General features: G+C 62.2%; 22 protein-coding genes. 4 read left to right on the forward strand and 18 right to left on the reverse strand.

Annotated features, from left to right (window positions below; all coding sequences use genetic code 11):
- Positions 1-11 precede the first annotated feature (11 nt).
- The 9 genes from ACWUKX_RS05320 to ACWUKX_RS05360 all read right to left on the reverse strand — a co-directional run bounded on the left by ACWUKX_RS05320 (position 12) and on the right by ACWUKX_RS05360 (position 10,753).
- Positions 12-1,139, reverse strand: a complete 1,128-nt coding sequence (locus ACWUKX_RS05320) for an ATP-dependent DNA helicase (RefSeq protein WP_456004903.1) — start codon at positions 1,137-1,139, stop codon at positions 12-14.
- 147 nt (positions 1,140-1,286) lie between these two features.
- Positions 1,287-1,670 carry a nitrile hydratase accessory protein gene (locus ACWUKX_RS05325; RefSeq protein WP_164891962.1) on the reverse strand — a complete coding sequence of 128 codons (384 nt, stop codon included), beginning with the start codon at positions 1,668-1,670 and terminating at the stop codon, positions 1,287-1,289.
- Positions 1,657-2,316: a nitrile hydratase subunit beta gene (nthB, locus tag ACWUKX_RS05330; protein WP_456004590.1), complete on the reverse strand. Its 660-nt coding sequence runs from the start codon at positions 2,314-2,316 to the stop codon at positions 1,657-1,659. The genes ACWUKX_RS05325 and nthB overlap by 14 nt, the downstream gene beginning before the upstream one ends.
- On the reverse strand, positions 2,313-2,918 hold the full coding sequence (gene nthA, locus ACWUKX_RS05335) for a nitrile hydratase subunit alpha (RefSeq protein ID WP_455847358.1): 606 nt from the start codon (positions 2,916-2,918) through the stop codon (positions 2,313-2,315). Before nthA ends, nthB begins: the two co-directional genes overlap by 4 nt.
- Positions 2,919-2,988: 70 nt before the next feature.
- Positions 2,989-6,153, reverse strand: a complete 3,165-nt coding sequence (locus tag ACWUKX_RS05340) for an efflux RND transporter permease subunit (protein ID WP_456004592.1) — start codon at positions 6,151-6,153, stop codon at positions 2,989-2,991.
- On the reverse strand, positions 6,150-7,388 hold the full coding sequence (locus tag ACWUKX_RS05345) for an efflux RND transporter periplasmic adaptor subunit (RefSeq protein ID WP_456004594.1): 1,239 nt from the start codon (positions 7,386-7,388) through the stop codon (positions 6,150-6,152). The genes ACWUKX_RS05340 and ACWUKX_RS05345 overlap by 4 nt, the downstream gene beginning before the upstream one ends.
- A 165-nt stretch (positions 7,389-7,553) precedes the next feature.
- Positions 7,554-8,150 (reverse strand): LysE family translocator, encoded by a 597-nt coding sequence (locus tag ACWUKX_RS05350; protein WP_456004597.1) that lies wholly within the window; start codon positions 8,148-8,150, stop codon positions 7,554-7,556.
- 151 nt (positions 8,151-8,301) lie between these two features.
- Complete coding sequence (ilvN, locus tag ACWUKX_RS05355) at positions 8,302-8,874, reverse strand: acetolactate synthase small subunit (RefSeq protein ID WP_029351349.1); 573 nt, start codon at positions 8,872-8,874, stop codon at positions 8,302-8,304.
- An 82-nt stretch (positions 8,875-8,956) separates the two neighbouring features.
- The gene (locus ACWUKX_RS05360) at positions 8,957-10,753 is read right to left on the reverse strand and encodes an acetolactate synthase 3 large subunit (RefSeq protein WP_456004600.1); all 1,797 of its coding nucleotides are present in this window, start codon (positions 10,751-10,753) and stop codon (positions 8,957-8,959) included.
- Positions 10,754-11,246: 493 nt separating this feature from the next.
- Between ACWUKX_RS05360 and ACWUKX_RS05365 the strand changes: the two genes are divergently transcribed.
- On the forward strand, positions 11,247-13,049 hold the full coding sequence (locus ACWUKX_RS05365; RefSeq protein WP_456004603.1) for an NAD(P)-binding domain-containing protein: 1,803 nt from the start codon (positions 11,247-11,249) through the stop codon (positions 13,047-13,049).
- A 54-nt stretch (positions 13,050-13,103) separates the two neighbouring features.
- Here ACWUKX_RS05365 and ACWUKX_RS05370 read toward each other — a convergent pair whose 3' ends face one another.
- The 5 genes from ACWUKX_RS05370 to ACWUKX_RS05390 all read right to left on the reverse strand — a co-directional run bounded on the left by ACWUKX_RS05370 (position 13,104) and on the right by ACWUKX_RS05390 (position 17,227).
- On the reverse strand, positions 13,104-13,628 hold the full coding sequence (locus tag ACWUKX_RS05370) for a DUF1269 domain-containing protein (protein WP_456004606.1): 525 nt from the start codon (positions 13,626-13,628) through the stop codon (positions 13,104-13,106).
- 380 nt (positions 13,629-14,008) lie between these two features.
- On the reverse strand, positions 14,009-15,169 hold the full coding sequence (locus tag ACWUKX_RS05375) for a PcfJ domain-containing protein (protein WP_456004609.1): 1,161 nt from the start codon (positions 15,167-15,169) through the stop codon (positions 14,009-14,011).
- A 568-nt stretch (positions 15,170-15,737) separates the two neighbouring features.
- A complete protein-coding gene (locus ACWUKX_RS05380) occupies positions 15,738-16,268 on the reverse strand; it encodes a GNAT family N-acetyltransferase (RefSeq protein ID WP_456004611.1) in 531 nt (176 codons plus the stop codon).
- Positions 16,269-16,348: 80 nt separating this feature from the next.
- Positions 16,349-16,657: a hypothetical protein gene (locus tag ACWUKX_RS05385; RefSeq protein WP_456004614.1), complete on the reverse strand. Its 309-nt coding sequence runs from the start codon at positions 16,655-16,657 to the stop codon at positions 16,349-16,351.
- Positions 16,658-16,660: 3 nt separating this feature from the next.
- Complete coding sequence (locus ACWUKX_RS05390; protein ID WP_456004616.1) at positions 16,661-17,227, reverse strand: helix-turn-helix domain-containing protein; 567 nt, start codon at positions 17,225-17,227, stop codon at positions 16,661-16,663.
- A gap of 155 nt (positions 17,228-17,382) precedes the next feature.
- Between ACWUKX_RS05390 and ACWUKX_RS05395 the strand changes: the two genes are divergently transcribed.
- On the forward strand, positions 17,383-19,212 hold the full coding sequence (locus tag ACWUKX_RS05395; protein ID WP_456004905.1) for an ATP-binding protein: 1,830 nt from the start codon (positions 17,383-17,385) through the stop codon (positions 19,210-19,212).
- A 318-nt stretch (positions 19,213-19,530) separates the two neighbouring features.
- On the opposite strand, the gene ACWUKX_RS05400 is transcribed toward ACWUKX_RS05395, so the two are convergent.
- Both ACWUKX_RS05400 and miaA read right to left on the reverse strand, forming a co-directional pair.
- Positions 19,531-20,322 carry a GGDEF domain-containing protein gene (locus tag ACWUKX_RS05400; protein ID WP_065010266.1) on the reverse strand — a complete coding sequence of 264 codons (792 nt, stop codon included), beginning with the start codon at positions 20,320-20,322 and terminating at the stop codon, positions 19,531-19,533.
- Positions 20,323-20,426: 104 nt separating this feature from the next.
- Positions 20,427-21,440 (reverse strand): tRNA (adenosine(37)-N6)-dimethylallyltransferase MiaA, encoded by a 1,014-nt coding sequence (gene miaA, locus ACWUKX_RS05405; RefSeq protein ID WP_456004619.1) that lies wholly within the window; start codon positions 21,438-21,440, stop codon positions 20,427-20,429.
- Between miaA and serB the strand changes: the two genes are divergently transcribed.
- Together serB and ACWUKX_RS05415 are read left to right on the forward strand one after the other, a co-directional pair.
- On the forward strand, positions 21,409-22,311 hold the full coding sequence (gene serB, locus ACWUKX_RS05410) for a phosphoserine phosphatase SerB (RefSeq protein WP_029357064.1): 903 nt from the start codon (positions 21,409-21,411) through the stop codon (positions 22,309-22,311). The genes miaA and serB overlap by 32 nt on opposite strands.
- Positions 22,308-22,871 (forward strand): GNAT family N-acetyltransferase, encoded by a 564-nt coding sequence (locus tag ACWUKX_RS05415; protein ID WP_456004621.1) that lies wholly within the window; start codon positions 22,308-22,310, stop codon positions 22,869-22,871. The genes serB and ACWUKX_RS05415 overlap by 4 nt, the downstream gene beginning before the upstream one ends.
- On the opposite strand, the gene ACWUKX_RS05420 is transcribed toward ACWUKX_RS05415, so the two are convergent.
- Entirely contained in the window at positions 22,829-23,131 is a 303-nt protein-coding gene (locus ACWUKX_RS05420) for a hypothetical protein (protein ID WP_456004624.1), read from the reverse strand. The genes ACWUKX_RS05415 and ACWUKX_RS05420 overlap by 43 nt on opposite strands.
- Entirely contained in the window at positions 23,128-23,328 is a 201-nt protein-coding gene (locus ACWUKX_RS05425) for a PIN domain-containing protein (RefSeq protein ID WP_456004627.1), read from the reverse strand. Before ACWUKX_RS05425 ends, ACWUKX_RS05420 begins: the two co-directional genes overlap by 4 nt.
- Positions 23,329-23,343 lie beyond the last annotated feature (15 nt).

Here is a 23,343-nt window from a genome sequence, read left to right on the forward strand (position 1 = left end):
CGGGATCGATCCTATCTGACGATCGTCAGCCGTCCGGCCGCGCGCGTGATCGCGGTGTAGAGCCAGCGCTGGCGGGTTTCCTTGAACGCCCAGCTTTCGTCGAAAAGCACGATGTCGTTCCACTGCGAGCCCTGCGCCTTATGCACGGTCAGCGCGTAGCCATAGTCGAAATCATCGAAGCGCTTTTTCTGCTGCCAGGGAATATCGGCGTCCGGGTCCTCGAACGCCGCTTTGAGCAGCTTGATCTTGGCAACGCCGCGGTCCGGATCGTCCTCCTCCGGTGAGACCAGCAAATTGATGCCGGGTTTCACCGTCTCGCGCGACGAGGTCATCACCTTCCACAGCGAGCCGTTGAGCAATCCCTTGGCCGGGTCGTTGCGCAGGCAGACGAGCTTGTCGCCGGCCTGCGGGTAGTCGGCATTGAACCCCTTCAGTTCGCGCAGCCGCTGATTATACCGACGCCGCGTCCTGTTAGTGCCGACCAGCACCTGGTCCGCCTTCAGCACCAGTTCCTGGGTGACCTCTTCCTTGCCGATCACCTGCGCCGTGCCATAGTCGCCGCGCATGAATTCGCGTCCCTCGCGCACGTCGAGCGCCAGCCGGATGATCGGGTTGTCGCGCGCCTGCCGGTGGATCTCGGTGAGCAGAATATCCGGCTCATGGTCGGTGAAGAAGCCGCCGCCCGAGATCGGGGGCAACTGGCCGGGATCGCCGAGAACGAGGATCGGCGTGCCGAAACTCATCAGGTCGCGGCCGAGCTGTTCGTCGACCATCGAACATTCGTCTATGACCACGAGCTTCGCCCGCGAAATCGGGCTCTGCCGGTTGAGCGAGAAGGTCGGCGACATCGAAGTCTTGCCGGTCACCTCGTCCGCTACCGTCTCCTCGCCCTTCGGCCGGTAGATCAGCGAATGGATGGTGCGGGCATTGACCGCGCCCTTGGAACGCAGCACCTGCGCCGCCTTACCGGTGAAGGCGGCGAACTGCACCTGGCCGTCGACATGCTCGGCAAAATAGCGCGCCAGCGTCGTCTTGCCGGTACCGGCAAAGCCGAACAGCCGGAAGAGCTGCGGCTTTCCGGTCTTGAGCCAGGTGGCGACCGCTTTCAGCGCATCGTCCTGTTGAGGAGAGAATTCCATCAGCGCGAGAGACCGGATTCGCGAGGGAAAGACAAGGCCGACGACTACCGGCACTAAGATCATCAGTGGCGGGCCTACCGCCGACAATGACGCAAGTTATCAGGCAGATGTCGGAACGTAAAGGGAACAAAGTCGAGCCGCCACAACCTAACCGGTCGGGCCGCCACGACCTTCGGTCCGGCTGGGATCGTTCTCCAGCAGGATCGGCTTGCCATGGGGCGTTGCGTGCGCGGCGCGTTCCCAAGCAGCGGCAAGCGTATCGACATCGCTCTTGCCGGCGACGCCTTTGGCCGACAGCAACTTTTCCAGTGCTGCCAGCCAGTGCTCGTAATAATCATGGCCATCGCTCGCAGCACCCGGCTTCTTGACCTCGGCGGACAAGGCGTCCGCCCATTCGCTCCAAGAGAACAGGCCCTTGTCGTGCAGCGCGACCGTCATGGCGAAGGCTTCCGCTTGCCATGGCTCGGCGAAAACCGGCGCATCGACGCCGGCCGGCAGCGCGGTGACTGACTTCGCCTCACGCCGATTCAAGATAGCTCTCCCAAGCGTCGATCGACACGGTCAGCGTCGGGTCGGCGCCCTCGCCCCAGATTTCCGCGCCCTCAAAAACCACCGTATAGACCCATTGCGGGTTTTCGCCTTGCCCATGCGCGTTGGTGTCGGGAAAGACAAAACCATCGCGCACCGCCTCGACGGCGCCTTGCTTGCCGCGTGCGTAGCGCGGCAGCCGCGTATGGCCGGTCGGATGAAAATTCTTCGTCCGCACGAGGTCGCCCGCCTTGAACCGAGCCGGGGTGGCGATCGGCCGGTCGCATGGGCCGCCCTTGGCCAGCACCGCCAGCACGTTTTCCGCCTTCAGCACCCTTTTGGGCGCCGCCGCTGGATCGACCGCCTTGCCCGCGACCAAATCGCGATCGCTGACGAAGCCATGCCGCTTGAGCAAGGTTTCCAGCGCCTTGATCCAGATCTGGTAGTAGCTGGAGGCATAGTAGTCGGCTGGATGCAGCGACTCCCGCGCATGCCGGCTCTCGTCGATGTTCCACGTCCCCATCGCGCCGGCGCACAGCGTCACGCCCAGTGCACGCCTTTCCCAGGCGGCATGGAAATAGGGCTCGTCCTTCTCAGGCGCGACCGGCCCGAACCCCATCTGTCCGCCGAGATCCTGCGGCCCGTTCATTTCGGCGCCCCGGCCAGTCCGGTGCCGATCATCGCGTCGCGCGTCACCAGATCCGCCAGCCGCTCCTCGCTCCAGTCCTCGGTGCCATTCGGCCGCGTCGGCACGACCAGATAGCGGAGCTCGGCAGTAGAGTCCCACACCCGGATTTTGGTCGTTGCCGGCAAGGTCAGCCCGAATTCTTCGAGCACGCCGCGCGGATCGATCACTGCACGCGAACGATAGGGCGGCGCCTTATACCAGACCGGCGGCAGGCCGAGCACCGACCACGGGTAGCACGAGCACAGCGTGCAGACGACGAGGTTGTGCGTGTCAACCGTGTTGAAGACGGCCTGCATATGCTCACCTTGCCGTCCGGTGTAGCCGAGCGAGCCAATCGCCACCGTCGCGTCGCGTTTCAGCAAAGCAGCAAAGTCAGGATCGACCCAGGCCTTCGCCACCACCTTGGCGCCGTTGCGCGGGCCGATTTTTGTCTCGTAGGTGTCGACGATCACGTCGATGGCGGCCGGATCGATCAGCCCTTTCTGGGTAAGGATCGTCTCCAGCGCGCGCACCCGGGCGGCAAAAGGATCAAGCTCGTTGTCGTGGTCGTGATCATGGGACATGGGCGTCAAATTACGATCGCGAGCCGCCGGCGGCAAGCGCCACGGCTTGGGCCAGTGAAACCCATCGGCTTTACTCTGCAGCCGCCTTTTGCGGCTCGCCCTGCAACTCTTCTCCGCCCTCGAACAGCGACGGCTGGTCGACGGTTTCGACCGGTAGCTGCTCGTCCCGACGCTGCGGCCACAGCCCGAGAAGCCAGCCGGAAAAATGCTCCATGTAGACATAGATGACCGGCGTGACGAACAGCGTCAGAGCTTGCGAAGCGACCAGGCCGCCGACCACCGCAACGCCGAGCGGCTGGCGCAGTTCCGCGCTGGCGCCGGTCCCGAGCGCGATCGGGATCGTGCCCATCAGCGCCGCCAGCGTCGTCATCATGATCGGACGAAAGCGCATCAGGCAGGCCTTGTGGATGGAATCGAGCGGCGACATCCCCTCGCGCCTGAGTTCGAGCGCAACGTCGATCATCATGATGCCGTTCTTCTTGACGATGCCGATCAGCATCAGGATGCCGATGACCGCGATCACCGACAGGTCCATGCCCGCAAGCCGCAACGCCACCAGTGCGCCGAGCACGGCCGACGGCAGTCCGATCAGAATGGTGAGGGGATGGATGAAGCTCTCGTAGAGGATGCCGAGGACGATGTAGATGGTCAGGATCGCGCCGCCGATCAGCAGGCCCTGGTTGGCAAGCGAATCCTGGAACGTTTTCGCCGTGCCCGAAAAAGTGGTCGAGATCGTCGCCGGCATGCCGATCTTTTCCTTCAGCGCATTGATGTGGGTCACGCTGTCACCGAGCGCGACGCCCTGCGGCAGATTGTAGGAGATGGTCACCGCCGGAAGCTGGCCGAGCTGATTGACGGTCAAGGCGCCGGCGGTCCGATCGACACTGGCGAAAGCGCCGAGCGGCACCAGGCTGCCGCTGGCCGTCCTCACCTTGATCGCCAGCATCCTTTCTGGCGACCACTCGATCCTCGGGTCGAGCTCCATGATCACCTCATAGCTGTCGGCCGAACCGAAGATGGTCGACACTTGCTCGGTGCCGAAACCGCCATAGAGGCTGGAGCGCAGCGTATCGGTGTCGATGCCAAGCGTCGCCGCCTTGTCGCGGTCGACCACCAAAGACGCCTGCAAGGCGTTATTCTGCAAATCATTGGTGACGTCTGTGAAGGCTGCGTGATCCGCGACCATCGCGTCGGTGAGCTTCTGCGCCCAGCTGTCCGCCGCGCCGATGTCGAGGCCCTGCACGACGAGCTGATAGGCGCTGGCCGAAGCGCGCGCGCCGAGCCGCAGATTCTGCACCGGCTGCATGAAAGTTTCGATGCCGGGAACATTGGCCAGCTGCCGCCGCAGATCCGAGAGCACCTTGTCGATATCGGGGCGCTGGTCCTTGTCCTTCAATTGCACATAGAGCCGGCCCTGGTTGAGCGCGTTGTCTCCGCCGCCTACCGACCACCCTACATGCGAGACATAGGGTGAATGGGTGAAGACATCGGCCACCTGCCCCTGCAGCTTCACCATGGCGTCGAACGAAATGTCCTGGCGCGCGGTGGTCGTCACCGAAATCTGGCCGATATCCTCCTGCGGGAAGAAGCCCTTCGGCGAGGTCTGGATCAGCCAGACCGACAGTGCGGCCGTTCCGATAAAGACGAGAAAAACCAGGAAACTGTGCCGCAGGCAGAAGGTCAGCAGCCAGTCATAGCCTCGCATGAAGAAATTGTGCCTGTGACCTCCGCCCTCCGCTGCTTCGCGCTCGGCCTTCGACACCGATAAAAGCCGCGAGCACAGCATCGGCGTCAGTGTCAGCGACACGAACATCGACGCCAGGATGGCGACTGTCACCACCACCGCGAACTCGTTGAAAATGCGGCCGATCACTCCGCCCATCAAAAGCACGGGGATGAACACCGCCACCAGCGAGATCGAGATCGAAATGATGGTGAAGCCGATTTCCCGCGCACCTTTGAGCGCCGCGTCGAGGGCCGAGAGCCCATCCTCCTCCATGTGGCGGAAGATGTTCTCCAGCATGACGATCGCATCGTCGACGACAAGGCCGACCGCCAGCGTCAGCCCCATCAGCGATATGTTGTCGATGGAAAAGCCGAACAGGAACATGGCGCCGAGCGTGGCGATCAGCGAGATCGGCACCGCCACCGCCGGGATGATTGTCGCCGTTACCCGGCGCAGGAACAGGAAGATCACCATCACCACCAGTGCGATGGTGAGCAGCAGCGTGAACTGCACGTCGTCGACCGCCTCGCGGATCGAAGTCGAGCGGTCGTTGAGCAACTGGATACTGGCCGCCGCCGGCATTTGATCCTGGAAGGACGGCAGCATCGCCTTGACGCGGTCAACGACGTCGACGGTGTTGGCATCGGGCTGGCGCTGCACCGCCATGATGATCGCGCGGGTGCCGTCGTACCAGCTTGCCGTCGTCGTGGTCTCGACCGAATCGATGACGCGGGTCACCTCGCCGAGCCGCACCGGACGGCCGTTCCTGGTGGCTATAATGATGTTGGAAAATCCCGCCGCGTTGTTCAGCTGCGTATTGGCGGTGATCGTCAGCTGCTGCTTGTCGTTCTGCAGCACGCCGAGCGGCGTGTTGCTGTTGGCCGAGGCGATCGCCGTCTGCAGCTGGTCGATCGAGATGCCGCGTGCGGCGAGCGCCGTCGGATCGATCTGGACGCGCACGGCGTATTTCTGCTGCCCGAAGATCGAGACCTGCGCCACGCCTTCGATCGTCGACAGCGACGGCGAGATCACATTCTCGGCAAAGGCATCGAGATCGGTCAGCGGAACCGTGTCGCTGACCAGCGACATCAGGAGGATCGGCGCATCGGCCGGATTGACCTTGCGGTAGCTCGGCGGGCTGGTCATCTCGGGCGGCAATTGCCGCTGCGTTCGCGCGATCGCCGCCTGCACGTCGGCCGCCGCGGCGTCGATGTCGCGATTGAGCACGAACTGGATGGCGATCGAGGTGGAGCCAAGCGAATTCGTGGTCGAGATCGAATCGATGCCGGCGATGGTGGCGAACTGCTTGATCAGCGGCGTTGCCACCGAGGTCGCCATGGTTTCCGGCGAGGCACCGGGCAGCGAGGCCGAGACGTTGACCACCGGAAACTCGGCGCTCGGCAGAGCGGCCACTGGCAGGAACTTGTAAGCGAACAGCCCGCCCAGCACGAGGGCAAAGGACATGAGCAGGGTGGCGACGGGCCTGCGGATGCAGAATTCGGAGATCATGGGCGCGTCCCGGCCGCCTTGCCAGCCTCCGCAACCCTTGGAGACGCCTGATCGCCGGTTCCGACCTCGGCTTCGTGGATCGGCGAACCGTTCTTCAGCTTTGCCTGGCCCTCGACGACGACACGTTCGCCGCTTTTCAGCCCCTCGCCGATAGCGCTGCTGTCGCCTTCGGTCAGCGCGACCTGCACGGGCCGCATCTCCACCGTCTCGTCAGGCTTGATCACATAGACGAACGGTCCCTTCTGGCTGGGCTGGACCGCAACCGTGGGAACGGAGGTCATTTGCGGCATGATGCCGGCATCGAGAACGACATTCACATATTGGCCCGGCCACAGCGAAAGATCGGCATTGGGCACGCGGGCACGCGTTGCGATCGTGCCGGAGGCTGTGTCGACGCTGGAATCGACGAAATCGAGGGTCCCCTTGCCGATCGGCGTCGGATCGCCGTCCTTGGTCAGCGTGACTGCGCCTTCCCTTGGCTCCGCCAGCGCCTTGTGCAGCAAGGCAAGATCGCTTTCCGGAAGATTGAAGTTCACCTGCAACGGGTCCACCTGGGTGATGGTCACCAGCGGGGTCGACGTGCTGTTGCCGTTGCTGGTGGTGACGAGATCGCCGATCGCGACGTTGACCGCGCCCAGCCTGCCGGAAATCGGCGCCGTGATCGTGGCAAAGCCGAGTTGGACAGCGTCGGCATCGAGCGACGCCTTGTCGGCATCGACTGTGGCCGCAGCGGACTTCTGCGCGGCGATCGCCTGATCATAGGTTTGCTGCGTGCCAGCCTGCCTGGCGACAAGGTTCTTGGCGCGCTCAAGATCGGCCGTGGCACTGGCAAGCAACGCCTCGTCCTTGGCGAGCGTCGCCTGGTCACGGGCCTGTTGCGCCTTCAGTGAGCGGTCGTCCAGCGAGAACAGAAGGTCGCCAGCCCTCACCATCTGCCCGTCCTTGACGACGATCGATGTGATCTGGCTCGAGATCCGTGCGTTCACGCTGACCACCGCAGGGGAGGATACGAAGCCGATGGCGTAGCGCCGGATCGGGAAGTCGGCCGTCGAAGCGGTGGCGGCAACCACCGAGGTCGAACGTGCGGCATTTGCGGCGGCCGCCGGTTTGTCAGGAGACGCCTGCCCCGCTGACAGCATCTGCCGGACCTTGTCCGTTGCCGCGGGCGAAAGGTAGAGCCCGGCTGCGACAAGGCAGGCGGCCGCAAGCACCGCAAGCACGATCTTCCCACGCATCGTCAAAGCCTTCTATCCGACATGCCGTGGTACGGTGGTCATGTCTTGGCTAACTCGCAGCCTCGTGCCGCGGGTTCACCAGGTTAGATAGAAGGCGCCGAAGGCGAAAAAGTGCCAAAACCCGGCATTACGAAGATTTAATGTGCAGTGCACAATAAAAGGCAGCTACCGAAGCATCGGCCACAGCGTCGCCGCCAGCAGAACGCCCATGGCGATGTTGAACCATTTCAGCCGTACCGGATCCGACAGAAAACCGCGCAGCGCCATGCCGAAACCTGCCCACACCGAAACGCTCGGCAGGTTGACGACGGTGAAGGCTATCGAGATCAACGCCACCGACAGAAACGGATGCTCCGAATTGGCGTAGACGGCCATGGCGGTGATCGCCATCACCCAAGCCTTGGGATTGACCCACTGGAACGCCGCCGCATCGATGAAACGCATCGGTCGCGCCTTGGCCTCGCCCTTGCCGCTGAACGAGCGCGACACGGCGATTTTCCAGGCGAGATAGAGCAGGTAGACGCCGCCCGCGACCTTCAACCCGGTGTGCAGCGCCGGAAACGCGGTCAGCACGGCGCCGAGACCGAAGCCGACGGCCAGCAGCAGAACGAGAAAGCCGATGCTGATGCCCAGCATGTGCGGAATGGTTTTGGCAAAACCGAAATTCACGCCGGAAGCCAAAAGCATGAAGTTGTTCGGGCCCGGCGTGATCGAAGTCACGAAGGCATAGACCAGCAGGGCAAGAAATGCATCGAGGGTCATGGCTTCTTCCCAAGCAGGTCAGCAACATTGTCTTTTTGGTTCAGGCGCACAAAGGCCACCCCGCGCCGGCAGCCGGCCCAGAGGATCAGCACCAAAAGCAACAGACAGGTGTAGGCGGCGCCAGCGCGTTGGAGCCATAGCGCCGGACGGTTTACATCCCTTGCGGGCCGCGATTCATCGCCGCCACGCCGGTCCGGCAGATCTCGACCAGGCCGAGCGGTTTCATGATGGCGATGAACTGGTCGATCTTGGAGCCCTTGCCGGTGATCTCGAAGATGAAATGCTCGGTATTGGCGTCGATGACGCTAGCGCGGAAGGCATCGGCCAGCCTCAGCGCCTCGACGCGACCTTCGCCGGTGCCGGCCACTTTCACCAGCGCGAGCTCCCGCTCCAGCGGCCGGTCCTGGCCGAGTTCATGCGAGCGTACGGTGAGATCGACGACACGGTGCACCGGCACAATGCGCTCGAGCTGATGCTTGATCTGCTCCAGCACATGCGGCGTACCCCGCGTTACGATGGTGATGCGCGACAGATGCTTTTCATGTTCGGTTTCGGAGACCGTCAGGCTCTCGATGTTGTAGCCGCGTCCGGAAAACAGGCCGATGACCCGGGCCAGCACGCCCGGCTCGTTGTCGACCAGCACGGAAAGCGTGTGAGTCTCCGGCTTTTCCGTTTCCTTGGCGATGAAGTAGGCGGAGCCGGTCGGTTGAAGCTGTGCGTTCATGACATGAATCTCGATTTCAAACTTTTGAGCCAATTCTCTGTTTCCGCACGGCTTCTTCCGACAGCCCTGCCCCGGCTGACAGTTACACCAGTTCCCTGCCCTTGGCGTCGATGGCGTTGGCCACCGCCTCGTCGGTCGCCTCATCCGGCAGAAGCATCTCGTTGTGCGCCTTGCCCGACGGGATCATCGGGAAGCAGTTGGCAAGTGTCGCCACCCGGCAGTCGAAGATCACCGGCTTCTTCACCGAAATCATCTCCTTGATCGCGTCGTCCAGCTCGTCCGGCTTCTCGCAGCGGATGCCGTGGCCGCCATAGGCTTCGGCAAGCTTGACGAAATCCGGCATCGCCTTGGTGTAGGAATGCGACAGCCGGTTGCCGTGCAGAAGCTGCTGCCACTGCCGCACCATGCCCATATACTGGTTGTTGAGGATGAAGATCTTGATCGGCGCTTCGTGCTGCACCGCGGCACTCATCTCCTGCATCGTCATCTGCACAGAGGCGTCGCCGGCAATGTCGATGACCAGCGCATCCGGGTGCGCGATCTGGACGCCGAGCGCCGCCGGCAGGCCGTAGCCCATCGTGCCGAGCCCACCGGAGGTCATCCAGCGGTTCGGCTTCTCGAAATGGTAGTGCTGCGCCGCCCACATCTGGTGCTGGCCGACCTCGGTGGTGATGTAGGTGTCCATGTCCTTGGTCAGCGCGTAGAGCCGCTGGACGGCATATTGCGGCATGATCACGTCGTGGTTCATCTTGTAGGCAAGCGAATCCCGCGCCCGCCATTTCGCGATCTGCTCCCACCACGGGTGGAGCGCCTTCTTGTCGGCTTTGGCGGTCGCCCGCCACAGCCGCACCAGATCCTCCAGCACCCGGCCGACATCGCCGATGATGGGCACATCGGTGTGGACGTTCTTGTTGATCGACGATGGATCGATGTCGATATGGATCTTCTTCGAGTTCGGCGAGAACGCGGTGAGCCGACCGGTGATACGGTCGTCGAAGCGCGCGCCGATGCAGACCATGACGTCGCAATCATGCATCGCCATATTGGCTTCATAGGTGCCGTGCATGCCGAGCATGCCCATCCAGTTCTTGCCCGACGCCGGATAGGCGCCAAGGCCCATCAGCGTCGAGGTGATCGGGAAGCCGGTCAGATCGACCAGTTCGCGCAGCAAATGGCTGGCTTCCGGGCCGGAATTGATGACACCGCCGCCCGTATAGAGGATCGGCCTTTTGGCGTTGGCCATCAGTTCGACCGCCGCCTTGATCTTTTCCAGGTCGCCCTGGACCTTAGGCTGATAGCTCGTGCGCGGCGCCGTCTGTGGCGGCACGTAGATGCCCTTGGCGAACTGCACGTCCTTCGGAATATCGACGACGACCGGACCGGGACGTCCTGTCGTTGCGACGTGGAAGGCCTCGTGGATGATTGCCGCGAGCTCGTTGACGTCCTTCACCAGCCAATTGTGTTTGGTGCAGGGGCGCGTGATGCCGATCGTGTCGCACTCCTGGAACGCGTCCGAGCCGATCAGCGAGGTCGGTACCTGACCGGTCAGGCAGACCAGCGGGATCGAATCCATCAGCGCATCCTGCAAGGGCGTCACCGCGTTGGTGGCGCCCGGCCCCGATGTCACCAGCATGACGCCGGCCTTGCCGGTCGAGCGCGCATAGCCCTCCGCCGCATGACCCGCGCCTTGCTCGTGACGGACGAGGATGTGCTCGACCTCGTCCTGTTGGAAGATTTCATCATAGATCGGGAGAACCGCGCCGCCCGGATAGCCGAAAACATGCTTGACGCCATTGTCCTTCAGCGCCTGCACCACCATTTCGGCGCCGGTGATTTCGGTCCTTGGCATTTCGCGCCGCTCATTCTGTCCACTGATCATCGGTCTGGTCCCGTACTGTCCGCCATCGGGCGATTGCTGGTCGTTTAGTCGTGTTTCGGGCAATAAAAAAGGCCCCCGAGGGAGCCTGTGTCTGCGCATGGGAGGTTTTCGCCCGGCGGTTACACCGCCTTGCCCACGCGCTTTCCTACTACGAGAATGAGTGCCGTTTTCATGGTGGCGGACAATAGAATTGGTTTTGCGCCGCTGTCAACGGCGAATATGCACACGATGCCAAAAGGGTTTGAACCCGTTGGCCATATCGGACGGGCCGGTTGACCATCATCGCATTGAGCCAGCTTGTTCCGCCACAAGGCACCGTTCCGGTACGACCGCCGGCAGGATCAGAGTTCACGATCGTCCCGATAAGCCATTGAAACCACAACAAACTATTTGACGACGTGACGCGGCGCATAGTTTGCCGCGATACTCCGGCCGAACTGGGAGGGTTCGCCAAGGCCACGATGACGACCAGGACTTCACGGGAGGAAATTTGATGCTCGACAAGGCCCCAGCCAAGAAACTATCCGACCTGCTCGACCAATTCGGCGCAGCCCTTGCCGCCGGCGATGTCGACAAGGCGGTCGGGTGCTTTCAGGAAGACTGCTACTGGCGCGACCTGGTGACCTTCACCTGGAACATCAAAACCATGGAAGGTCGCGACCAGGTGCGCGACATGCTGATGAGCCAATTAGCGAAGACAAAACCTTCGAACTGGGCGATCGCCAAGGGCGAGGACGCCGGCGAAAGCGGCGAGCTGCTGGAGGGCTGGATCAGCTTCGAGACGGAGGTTGCGCGCGGCTTCGGCCATATCAGGCTGAAGAACGGCAAGATCTGGACGCTGCTCACCACGATGGTCGAATTGAAAGGCCATGAGGAACCCATCGGCTTCGCCCGGCCGTTGGGCGCCAAGCATGGCCACGGCAAAAATCGTCCAACCTGGAAGGAGGAGCGCGAGAAGGAGGCGACTGAACTCGGCTTTGTCCGTCAGCCCCACACGCTCATCATCGGCGGCGGCCAGGGCGGCATCGCGCTTGGCGCCCGGCTGCGGCAGCTCGGCGTGCCGACCATCATCGTCGAGAAGAACGAGCGCGCCGGCGATTCATGGCGCAAGCGCTACAAGTCGCTCTGCCTGCACGACCCGGTCTGGTACGATCATCTGCCCTATATCGACTTCCCCGGGAACTGGCCGGTCTTCTCGCCCAAGGACAAGATCGGCGACTGGCTGGAAATGTACACCAAGGTCATGGAGCTGAACTATTGGTCTTCCACGGAGGCAAAAAGCGCCACCTATGACGACGAGAAAAAGGAATGGACCGTCATCGTCCATCGCGACGGCAAGGACATAGCCCTGAAGCCAAAGCAGTTGGTGCTGGCCACCGGCATGTCGGGCCGGCCCAACATCCCGAAGTTCAAGGGCATGGAGACGTTCAAGGGCGATCAGCATCATTCCTCGAAACATCCCGGTCCGGACAAGTATGTTGGCAAGAAGGTCGTCGTTATCGGTTCGAACAACTCCGCGCATGATATCTGCGCCGCACTCTGGGAAGCCGGCGTCGACGTCACCATGGTACAGCGCTCGACCACGCACATCGTCAAATCAGACACGCTGATGGATATCGGGCTCGGAGCGCTCTATTCGGAGCAAGCCGTGCAAAACGGGATGACCACGGCCAAGGCCGATCTCATCTTCGCCTCCCTACCCTACAAGATCCTGCACGAATTTCAGATCCCGCTCTACGAGGAGATGAAGAAACGTGATGCTGCCTTCTACGAGGGACTGGAAAGGGCTGGCTTCATGCTCGACTGGGGTGACGACGGTTCCGGCCTGTTCATGAAGTATCTCAGGCGCGGTTCCGGCTACTATATCGATATCGGCGCCTCACAGCTCATCATCGACGGCGCTATCAAGCTGAAGAGCGGCGTCGACGTGGAGGAGATCAAGGAGCATTCGGTCTTGCTCAGCGACGGCACCAAGCTGCCGGCCGATGTCGTCGTCTATGCTACCGGCTACGGTTCGATGAACGGCTGGGCAGCGGAGCTGATCTCGAAAGAGGTCGCCGACAAGGTCGGGAAGTGCTGGGGTCTCGGCTCGAACACCACCAAGGATCCCGGTCCTTGGGAAGGCGAACAGCGCAACATGTGGAAACCGACGCAACAGGAAGCGCTCTGGTTCCATGGCGGCAATCTGCACCAGTCACGCCACTATTCGCAGTTCCTGTCGCTACAGTTGAAGGCACGGCATGAGGGCATCGCGACGCCGGTCTACGGGCTGCCGCAGGTCCATCACAAGGGCTAGCAGGCGGGATAAGGCATGGAGGGAGGCGCGGTGAATGCCGCGCCTCCCCTCTAATCAGGCGGCAGGTGCGTCGGGTGCGGATACCGGCTGGCTCTGTGTGGCTGCCAGCGCGTCTCGCAGGGCCTGCTCCTTGGTGTGGTCGAGCGATGTTTTCAATACGGTGCCGCCCGATCCCTTCAGATCCTCGAGCACCTTGTCGGCTGTCATCTTGCGCACCAGCACGAAGAGTGCCGCGCTGCCGGGCTGCAGGCTCGATCCTAGATCCTTCATGAACTTGTCGTTGATGCCGAAATCGCTCAGCGCGCCGCCAAGTGCGCCCGAGGCCGCGCCAACCGCCGCCCCTACGACCGGCATCAGGAAGATCATTCCGACGAGGAGCCCCCAGAAGCTGCCGGAGACCGCTCCAGCGGCAGTTGGGTTGAAGAGTTGATTGAGCTTGACGTCGCCGCTCTCCTGCTTCACGGCGATCACTGCATCGCTGAGTTCGATCAGATATTCCTTCTGCAATTCGAACAGCCGCGTGCGCACCTCTTCCGCTTTGGCTTCGGTCGGATAGACGATGGCGATCAAATCGGACATGGAATAGCTCCTTGTTGGCTTGCAATGCTCGGCAGGTCCGCCCCATGCTACGAGATCTTCGTGACAGCTATTGTTTGCTTCGCATCGCTCAAGCGGTGAGGCGGCGCATCTTCGGACGGACACAGGCAGCACCGCGAGAGGCCGAAAGATACTCGAACCAGTACTTGACTGTCTATCTGCACGGCGATGCCATCCGGGATACTTGCCCAGCCGAATATCCGGAGAGAAGAGATAGCAAACCGGACCTGCGACAGCGGAGCCGTCACCGAGACTGACCGATACGTTTCCAGTAGATGAGCGTACCGGTCAGCGACTGCGACCCGACATCGGCACAACCGTACAGCCCGCGCGGCGTTTTCCACCGCGCGGGGTCTTCCGTTTCAGGCCCTGAGCACCACACCCCTCGCCTTGGCCCAGCGCTCGACGATCTTGCGCTCGTGCAGCGAGGCGAGACGATTGCCGAAACCGCGCACCTGCACCGCACGGTTTTGCGGGTCGAGCTCAATCGTCAGCAACCGCTCAATCTTGCCGAGCGCCGTGCGTCGCAGCACCCAGATCGAGGCGTTGCCGGCGATGCATTTGGCTGCATACATCGAGACGCAATGATGCATCGCCCGGCTCTCGGCGACCAGATCCTCGGCGGTCTTCAGCTGGCGGACGAAGAAACGCTCGCCATGCGCCTTCGCCTCCTTGGCCGATGGCTGCCATTCCCAGTCCTCGAGGAGCGAGCCGTCCCAGGCACGGCGTTGCGACTGCAATCCGGCAGTTGGCGGAGCCCTGCCGGCAGCGCGGCGGCGCATTGCCTCGATGCGTTCGATCGCGCCAATGTCGCGGTGCCATTCCAACATCTGCCGACGCAGCGAAGCCAGTGTGCGCCCCTTCAGGCTGTACCCTGCATCGCGCTCGTGCATCGCGCCGATGTAGTCGCAGAGGTCATCGATCTCCTCCTTCGACGCTGGATGCCCGCAGAAAAATCGCGTCACCTCGCGCCAGAAGACCAGTTCCCCGCGCGGCGTGCGCGCGATTTTCGTCCGCGCAAGTCGGGCCGCCAATCCCGGATCATCCGTATAGGACCGCGCGATCGCCAACCAAAAAGCCTCGTTGAACGAGAAGTCACCGGTCACATTCAGGAAGCAATGCACCTCCTTGCGGGACAGCCAGGCATTGGCACCTGCCATGTAGAGCGAGTTGCCACCTGCGACCGCCACGTACCAAGCCATGCGAAGCGCGATCTCCTGACCATCCAGCCCCGACCTATCCAGCCAGATGGCTTCGAGCGCGGCCGAAACCGGATAGCGCGCATAGAGATGGCGAGCGGCCGCCAGCCGCAGCCGCGCAGGGTCGCGCGTCTTCAGCTTCGGGCGCCACAACGCGCCGTCGCGGATCGCCAGGCCGGCAAGGCCCCGGCGTGCCTCGTCAAGCGCCTGCTCGAAATCCGGAGCGGGACGCGGGACGGGAGAAACGCGCCGCAGCGTTGGCTTATATGCGTCAATGCGTTCGCGCTCGGCATCCTGCCTGCGCTGGATCATGGACTTTGCCATGGCCGTTCTTCCCAATTGGACCTCTGTCAGCCGCACGCAATTCCAGCGCCGGCACGGAATGTGTCGATCTGGATTGCCGGGTCATTGACAGGTCTCCTCTGGGGATGACGGGTTGGGAATGGGCCGCGTCTCTACGCTCACAGCGAACTCGAGGCAAGAGCCATTCTTCCAATGTTTACAATGGCCTGACCGGGTGTTGCAAAGGCGCATCTCAGATCTTCAGACAGCCGCGATCGTCGGCGGGGAGCTCTCAGCGCCCACCGTTTTTAAGGGAACCCACGCAGCATCGGCGCCGTTGCGGCTTGACGAACTGTGTACAGCGATGACCAGCATCGCGGCATAGCCGTTCTCAGATTGTCAGGAAGTTGGAAAACCCGCTATGGCGCGAGTCAGCCCGTCCGACCGCCGCGAAGGCGCAAAACGCGTGAACAAGATCTCATCGTCGCCTCCTTCAAAAGTCTGTACGGTGCGGCAAAAAAGGGCCGCATGTCGGGCGCGGCTAATACATCGAAACAAGCGCAACAGCAAGTTGTCCTCGCCGGCACAGCACCGACTTGAACGGCACGAACTACTGCGGCGACATACCGATACGCTTCCAGTAGATAAGCGTGCTGGTCAGCCCGCCGTGAGGCTTCAACGCATAGTCCGGTATTTCGCCGGCCAGCGTGAATCCCAGCCTCTCATAGAGACCGGAAGCGCCGTCCTCGGCCGCCGTGTCCAGCACCAGCAGCGTGCGGCCTTTCTCGACCGCGAGATCCTCGGCCACCCGCATCAGGCGGGTTGCCACGCCCTTGCCGCGATGATCGACGCGCGTCATCAGCTTGGCGATTTCGGCCCGGTGCGGCTGGTTGGGAGGACAATCGAGCAGCAAGGTGACGGTGCCGACCAGAACCTCACCTTCCCAGGCGCCGAGCACCGCTCTTTCGCCCCTTTCAGCCGCCATAAGCGACTTGCCCCAGAAGGCGTCTGCCGCGTCCGGCGCCAGCGGATGCATGAAACTGACCGATCCACCGGCCGCTACCGTCTCGACCAGCATGTCGATCAGCATGGCGTGGGTTTCCGCAGCCTGGGTCAGAGTCTTGATTTCGATGGAACTCATGCGTGCAAGATCCCCAGAACAAGATGAAAATGGCTGTGAATGCGTGAGCGTCGGTCGGGCCACGAGACGCGGCCCTGCCATCAGCTGAAATGACTGAACCGCCTCCGCCTCCTGGCCCGACGGATTTCGGCAATGCGTTCGGTGTCTTCTTCCTGCAGATGGCGCCCCCGCTCCAGCAGTTCGAGCGTGTATTCCTCATAGGTCAGGCCCAGCCGCTCGGCCTTGTCCAGCCGCATCAGCATGACGTCTCGGCTCGGCGCTTTCCAGGCTTTGGCGTGAGCCGCCTGCCAGGCAAGGAAGATGTAGGCGTCGCCCTCGCCCCATGGCGGGCCATCATAGTCGTCGAGAGGCGGGCCGCCATTGTCGGTACGTTTCGGACGGCGCGCCATTGCTCAGCCCCTTGCCAGCGCGACCAGATAGTCGGCGGCGTCCGGTCCCGGAGCGTGGAAGCTGCAATCCGACGGCGCGCCAAGTGCTAGGCAGTCACCCGGTTCGAGACTGTGGACGACGTGGCCCTCGGCGAATTCCAGCCGTCCGGAGATCAGCCATATCTGTTGTCTGATGAAGGCATAGGACGCTGCCGGAAAGCTCACCTTGGCTCCCGCCGGCAATTGAACCCGGATCAGCTCGAGCGGCATATCCGAGACCGGCGAAAGATGCCGCCTGACATAGCCTGTTGCCGGATCGCGCCAAAGCGGTTGATCGCTTTCGCGAAGCAGCCCGCCGCCTTGCAGCTCGGCCCGCGCGATGAGGGTGGAAAGCGTCATGCCGAAGGCCGCGGCGACCCGCACGAGAAGTGCTGCGGTCGGGCTCGTCTTGCCGCGCTCTATCGTGCTGAGCATAGCTTTCGACACGTCGGACCGGTCTGCGAGCTCCGCCAGCGACCAGTCCCTCAAGGCTCTTTCGGAGCGTATTCGCCTGCCGATGGTCGAGGAGATGTCGTTCGCTATATCAGTCATTCATCCGGTATATCGAAATATTGGCTTAGAGCAAGGCGCCGATCAAATTCAATTTTCACGAATGGCTTAATTGCTCTTACACCATCCGACCTCACCCCACCTTAACCCCGTCGATGTAAGGTCTATCGCCTGGAGAAATGGGAAACAGCCTGTCCATGTTCGTCGACCGCGAAGCCTCCGTCGGAGAGCCGACATTGCAGGAGCGCCGCAAGGCGGAGCAGAACGACAAGCGCATTCTGGGCAATGTCGTCCAGTGCGACGGCGCGCGCGCCACCATCAGCGCCTATGCCGCCGATGTCGAAGGCACGGTCACCGGCCATTGGAGCGTCGGCAAGATGATCTCCATCAATCTTGGCGCCACGCGAACCGTCGGCCTAGTCTACGAGATCGGCAAGTCGGATCGCGCCTGGAGCAATGCGGGCCAGAACCCAATCGAGGTCAGTATCGAGCTCATCGGCGAGGTGCGCGACGGCGCCGAGCCCGGCACCAAACCGATTTTCGACCGCGGTATCACCACCTATCCGCATATCGGCGCCATCGCCCACCGCATCCGCAGCCGCGACTTGCAGGCGGTCTATGATCTCGCCGGACGTCATTCGATTGCCATCGGAACGCTGTCACAGGATGAGGCGATCGACGCCAACATCGCCATTGACGACACGCTGGCGCGCCATTTCGCCATTGTGGGCACCACCGGCGTCGGCAAATCCACCGCCGTCTCGCTGCTTTTGCGCAAATCGATCGCCGCTCGACCCGACCTGCGCGTTCTCATCCTCGATCCGCACAACGAGTTCGGCGCGTCCTTGCCCGAGCACTGCGTCAGGGTCGATTCGACGACGCTGGACCTGCCCTTCTGGATGTTCAAGCTCGAGGAATTTGCCGAAGTGCTGTTTCGCGGGCGCGAGACCGTGCCGGAAGAGGTCGATGCTTTGCGCGATCTCATTCCCGCAGCCAAGAACCTGTATCGCAACCCGAATTCCGGCACCTATCTCAGGCGTGGCACTGATACACTGACCGCGGACACCCCGGTGCCCTATCGCGTTGTCGATCTTATCAAGCAGATCGACGAGCGCATGGGACTGCTGGAAAGCAAGAACGACCGCCCCACCCTCAAATCGCTGAAGACGCGCATCGAATCGGCAGCCTCGGATCCGCGCTACCGCTTCATGTTCAATTCGCGGCTGATCGAAGATACCATCCACGAGACGATCGGCAATATTTTCCGCGTGCCGCATCACGGGCGCCCGGTGACCTGCTTGGAGATGGCCGGCATGCCGTCGGAAGTGGTCAATTCCGTCTGTTCGGTGCTGGCGCGCCTGGCCTTCGACCTTGCACTGTGGAGCGAAGGCCGGCTGCGGCTGCTTTTGCTGTGCGAGGAAGCACACCGCTATATGCCGGCCGATCCGCGCCTTGGTTTTGCGCCGACCCGACATGCGCTGTCGCGCATCGCCAAGGAAGGCCGCAAATATGGCTGTTATCTCGGCATCGTCACCCAGCGCCCGGGCGAGCTCGATCCCACCATCCTGTCGCAGTGCTCGACCTTTTTCGCCATGCGGCTTGCCAATGAGCAGGACCAGGCGATCATCCGCTCGGCGATCGCCGATTCCTCGGCCTCGACGCTGGCATTCCTGTCTTCGATGGGCCAGCGCGAAGCCATCGCCTTCGGTGAGGGCGTGGCAACGACCATGCGGCTGAAGTTCGAGAAAATGTCCGATGACCTCATTCCAGGCACTGCCAAGCGCGAGGAAGCCTTGCCGTCCGAAACCGGCAATGATGTCGACCTGGTGGCGATCGTCGAAAGGCTGCGCAACGTACCGAAATCGCAGCAGGCGATGGCCTTCGCCGAAGTCGTGGATTCCGCCCGACAGGCCGGTGACCCCAACTACCGAAAGCCACCCGTCCCGCGCGTCCAACCCGACGACGATTTCGACATGCGTTATGGCTTGAAACCCGCAACCTTCGGCCTGCGCCCGCAGAACGATTGAGCCGGCGACGGTGAAAGTCTCCATGAATCCAGCGCCCTGCGCGCTTGAGATACCGGGCAAGCTTTCCCTGCTTGGGTAAATCCCGTCAGGAAATTCGTCAGGCTGAGCCGGATTGTGTCGTTTTCGAGAACCGGAGCGGAGTGGACATTCAGTCCACGAGCACGCGCATGACCCCAAAATCGTGATCGATTTTCGGAAAGGATCATGCGCAAAATCAAGATGCTACAGCGTCCTTTGCGAGTCCAAAGGACGCGCGGCGCTGTAGTAGCGCAGAAAACGGCATCAGGCGGCCAGCCTCACGAATTTAGTGACGGGATTTTAGGCGCAGACGCGGTTTCGGCCTTGCCTCTTGGCCTCATACAGCTGGCGGTCGGCGCGGCGATAGAACTCTTCGGCGGTTTCCTTACGGTCCCAGACGGCAAGGCCGACGCTCGTGGTGATCTTTAGGCGGACATTGCCTGACAGTATCGACATGTTGGCAATCGCCTTGCGGATGCGCTCGGCGAATTTGGACAGAAGTTCGGCGTCCATGTTGGGCGTGACCACTGCGAACTCCTCGCCACCCAGACGCGCCACCACATCGTGATAACGTGTCATGTCCTTGAGACAGTTGGCGACCGCCCGCAACACCTCGTCACCAACATCATGGCCGTGGGTGTCGTTGACCTGCTTGAAATGGTCGAGATCAAGGATCATCAGCCCGACCGGCTTCTCGATGCGGCGGAATTCCTCGAGATATTCCTTCAGTGCGTCATCGAAATAGCGCCGGTTCTGCATACCGGTCAGGCTGTCGGTCAGCGCCGCATGTTCCAGCGTTTCCGAACGGGCGCTGAGCGAAACCGTCATGGCGCGCAGCTTGCCTTCTTCTGTCGCCTGCTTGCGGATCAGCGGATAGATGAAGAAAATGCCGAAGAACAGGGCAGTCGCCAAAAGAACGCCGGTCCCAAACAGCAGCTTGTTGAGATAGATGATCTTGTCGACCCGTGCGGGTGTATGAACGTCTTCGGCGAAGGCCTGCAGAAGCCCATAGGCGTGAAGCGTCACTAGGCCGGCGGCCAGGATCACGAATATAAACACAAAAAAGGCTGATTCCGCCTTGTGAAAACGCATCTGCTCCCCGTTGGAAAATTCCCAAAGACGTTATGGCATGGACGGGCTTACGGAGGGTTAATTAGGACAACTTCGACGGGAAGTCTCCCCTCAAAATCAACTTTTCAGGTTGCACTGGAAAGGAGATCCGAGATCGTGGATTCCACATGATCACCAGGACGCAATCTCATCCATTCCGGACCCAACTGATGCCTGAACCAGGTCGCCTGGCGCTTGGCATATTGTCGCGTCGCGATCTTCGCGCGCTCGATCGCTTCGGGGAAACTCAACTCGCCGGCCATTGCGGCCTGGAGTTCGCGAACGCCGATCGCTTTCATCGCCGGCAAGTCGGGATCGAGGCCAAGGTCGGTCAGCCGCCTGACCTCGTCGAGAGCGCCCTTCTCCAGCATGCGGTCGAACCGCGCCTCGATCCGCTCCACCAGCTCCGCTCGGTCCGGTTCGATCACAAAGAAACGCGTGCTGGCCCTGTCGATCAGTGGACGGCCGCGCGCCGCCTGCCATTCCAGGATGGAACGGCCCGATGCGTCGAGCACCTCCAGCGCCCGCACGATGCGCTGGCCGTCGGTCGGCTTCAGCATCATGCCGGTTGCGGAATCCTCGCGCAGCAGGATGCGGTGCAGCTTGGCTGCGCCCTGCTCCTGGAGTTCGTAGCGCCAGCGATCACGGATCGACTGCGGAATGTCGGGCATTTCCGAAATGCCTTCCGCAAGCGCCCGAAAATAAAGCCCCGTACCACCGACGAAAATCACCGGCCGTTCGAAGAACGTGCCGACCCGCCGTTCCAAGAACGCACCGTTGTCGATGAGCTTCATCACATCGCGCAGCCAGGCGCCGGTGGAATATGCGGTGGAGGGATGGACATGTCCGTAGAGGAAATGCGGGACGCGAGCGAGTTCGGCAGCAGTCGGCCGCGCCGTCAGCACGTCGAGCACCGAATAGCCTTGCATGGAATCGGTGTTGACGATGACGCCGCCATTGCGCTCGGCGAGGTCGACCGCAAGGGCGGACTTGCCGCTGGCGGTCGGCCCGGCTATCAGGATCGCGTTCTTAACGCGGCCCTCGCCCGCCTGCCTGCCGGAATTTTCGATGCCCCCGCTTGCCACGCCCTTGGTCGCCACGCTTGTGTCCCATCCCGCCGGCCGCGCATTGTCGCCGGCGCTTGCGAATATGGTGTCACGGTCGGTTGGCGCAAGCACTGTTCGCTGGCTGGCCGAAGGCATCGCCTGCGAATTCGCTTTGCCCGAGGCGGCCGAAGCCGTTGAAACGACCGCCGGCCTGCGCGCCGTGCTCGCACCCGAACCGGTCGACGTGATCGTCCAGCAGGCCGAGGGAAGGCGGAAGAAAATCCTCATCGCCGATATGGATTCGACTGTTATCGACCAGGAGTGCATCGACGAGCTTGCCGACGAGATCGGCGTCAAGGATTACGTCGCCGCCATCACGGCGCGATCGATGAATGGCGAGATCGCATTCGAGCCGGCTTTGCGCGAGCGGGTGGCGCTGCTGAAAGGCCTCGACGCTGCCGTGGTCGACCGCGTCATCGCCAACCGCTTGACGCTGGCCTCCGGCGGCCGCGCACTTGTCCAGACCATGCGGGCCAATGGCGCATGGACTGCACTCGTGTCGGGTGGCTTCAACGTCTTCACCTCACGCATCGCCGCCATGCTCGGCTTTCAGGAGAACCGCGCCAACCGCCTGATCGAGCAGGACGGCCGCTTCACCGGGCTGGTGGCCGAGCCGATCCTGGGGCGTGCCGCCAAGGCCGATGCGCTGCTCGAGATTTCGGCGCGACTCGGGCTGACGACCGCCGACGCCATTGCTGTCGGCGATGGCGCCAACGACCTCGACATGATCCGCCTAGCCGGCACCGGTGTGGCACTTCATGCCAAGCAGGTCGTGGCGGCGGAGGCAAAATTCCGCATTGACCACGGCGACCTGACCGCGCTGCTCTATCTGCAAGGCTACCGGCGGGAGGAATTTGTGGAGTGACGCCGATCCGCACCGAGCGCCTGATCCTGCGCAACTGGGAGGATCGCGACCGTGAGCTCTTCTACCGCATCAATTCCGACGAACGCGTCATGGAATACTTTCCATTTCGCCGCGACCGCGCTGCCGCGGACGCCAAAATGGACGAGTTCCGCGCCTGGATCGCCGAGGATGGCTACGGTTTCGCTGCCGCCGAGATAATTGAAACGCGCCAATGCATCGGCTTCGTCGGCCTCCTCGACACCGATCATTTGCCCTTCCTGTCTGCCGGCACAGTCGAGATCGGCTGGCGGCTGGCGCCCGAATTCTGGGGCCATGACTATGTCACCGAGGCAGCCGAAGCGTGGCTCGCCTATGGCTTCGAAACGCTTGGCCTCGACGAAATCGTGTCCTTCGCCGTTAGGGATAACAGCCGTTCCACAGCCGTCATGAAGCGCCTGGGCATGATCGCCGACCCGGCCAGCGATTTCGACCACCCCGGCATTCCGGACAGTCATGCCATGCTCAAGCGGCATGTGTTCTACAGGCTGACAGCCAAGGATTGGCAAAAAAACCGGCCCTGATCAGTGCTTGTCAAACGGAGCCTCGTCGCCGGGTTGCGGCGGTTTGACGCCGACGCGATCGAGCACTTTAGCGAAATCACGCCTGATGCATCGCCAGCCCGTCGACGTAGGAAATCGGCCGCTGTCTCCATGGCTCCAACCTTTTGCGCCACGGCCGAAGCGATCCACTGGTTCAGCGACACCCCATCAGCCTTTGCCAGACGTGCAGCCGCCTCCTTGATCGACAAGGGAAGTTTCAACGGATAGGTCGCCTTGCTCATGTTCGAAATCCTTCCAACAATTCGGCGGGACTGATCACTGGAACTTCAAAACGGCCTGCCGCAGTCACAAAATCGCGGCGATTGTGAGTGACCAATGCGTCTGCCCGACCATTGATCGCTGCCTCAAGCACCATCTCATCCTTCGGATCATTCAATTGCGGGCGCCAGAGAAAGTGCAGTTCGACCGGTTCTGCCAAGACAGCAAAGCCGGC

This window comes from Mesorhizobium sp. f-mel (assembly GCF_053850215.1).

Bases quoted from the DNA above. Each gene is read 5' to 3' on its own strand.
- ACWUKX_RS05345 (WP_456004594.1), bottom strand. From the start codon at position 7,388: ATGCGTGGGAAGATCGTGCTTGCGGTGCTTGCGGCCGCCTGCCTTGTC.
- ACWUKX_RS05370 (WP_456004606.1), bottom strand. From the start codon at position 13,628: ATGTCCGATTTGATCGCCATCGTCTATCCGACCGAAGCCAAAGCGGAA.
- ACWUKX_RS05400 (WP_065010266.1), bottom strand. From the start codon at position 20,322: ATGCGTTTTCACAAGGCGGAATCAGCCTTTTTTGTGTTTATATTCGTG.
- ACWUKX_RS05360 (WP_456004600.1), bottom strand. From the start codon at position 10,753: ATGATCAGTGGACAGAATGAGCGGCGCGAAATGCCAAGGACCGAAATC.
- ACWUKX_RS05375 (WP_456004609.1), bottom strand. From the start codon at position 15,169: ATGGCAAAGTCCATGATCCAGCGCAGGCAGGATGCCGAGCGCGAACGC.
- ACWUKX_RS05385 (WP_456004614.1), bottom strand. From the start codon at position 16,657: ATGGCGCGCCGTCCGAAACGTACCGACAATGGCGGCCCGCCTCTCGAC.
- ACWUKX_RS05380 (WP_456004611.1), bottom strand. From the start codon at position 16,268: ATGAGTTCCATCGAAATCAAGACTCTGACCCAGGCTGCGGAAACCCAC.
- ACWUKX_RS05365 (WP_456004603.1), top strand. From the start codon at position 11,247: ATGCTCGACAAGGCCCCAGCCAAGAAACTATCCGACCTGCTCGACCAA.
- ACWUKX_RS05350 (WP_456004597.1), bottom strand. From the start codon at position 8,150: ATGACCCTCGATGCATTTCTTGCCCTGCTGGTCTATGCCTTCGTGACT.
- serB (WP_029357064.1), top strand. From the start codon at position 21,409: ATGCCCCCGCTTGCCACGCCCTTGGTCGCCACGCTTGTGTCCCATCCC.
- ACWUKX_RS05395 (WP_456004905.1), top strand. From the start codon at position 17,383: ATGTTCGTCGACCGCGAAGCCTCCGTCGGAGAGCCGACATTGCAGGAG.
- nthB (WP_456004590.1), bottom strand. From the start codon at position 2,316: ATGAACGGGCCGCAGGATCTCGGCGGACAGATGGGGTTCGGGCCGGTC.
- ACWUKX_RS05420 (WP_456004624.1), bottom strand. From the start codon at position 23,131: ATGAGCAAGGCGACCTATCCGTTGAAACTTCCCTTGTCGATCAAGGAG.
- nthA (WP_455847358.1), bottom strand. From the start codon at position 2,918: ATGTCCCATGATCACGACCACGACAACGAGCTTGATCCTTTTGCCGCC.
- ilvN (WP_029351349.1), bottom strand. From the start codon at position 8,874: ATGAACGCACAGCTTCAACCGACCGGCTCCGCCTACTTCATCGCCAAG.
- ACWUKX_RS05320 (WP_456004903.1), bottom strand. From the start codon at position 1,139: ATGGAATTCTCTCCTCAACAGGACGATGCGCTGAAAGCGGTCGCCACC.
- ACWUKX_RS05390 (WP_456004616.1), bottom strand. From the start codon at position 17,227: ATGACTGATATAGCGAACGACATCTCCTCGACCATCGGCAGGCGAATA.
- ACWUKX_RS05340 (WP_456004592.1), bottom strand. From the start codon at position 6,153: ATGATCTCCGAATTCTGCATCCGCAGGCCCGTCGCCACCCTGCTCATG.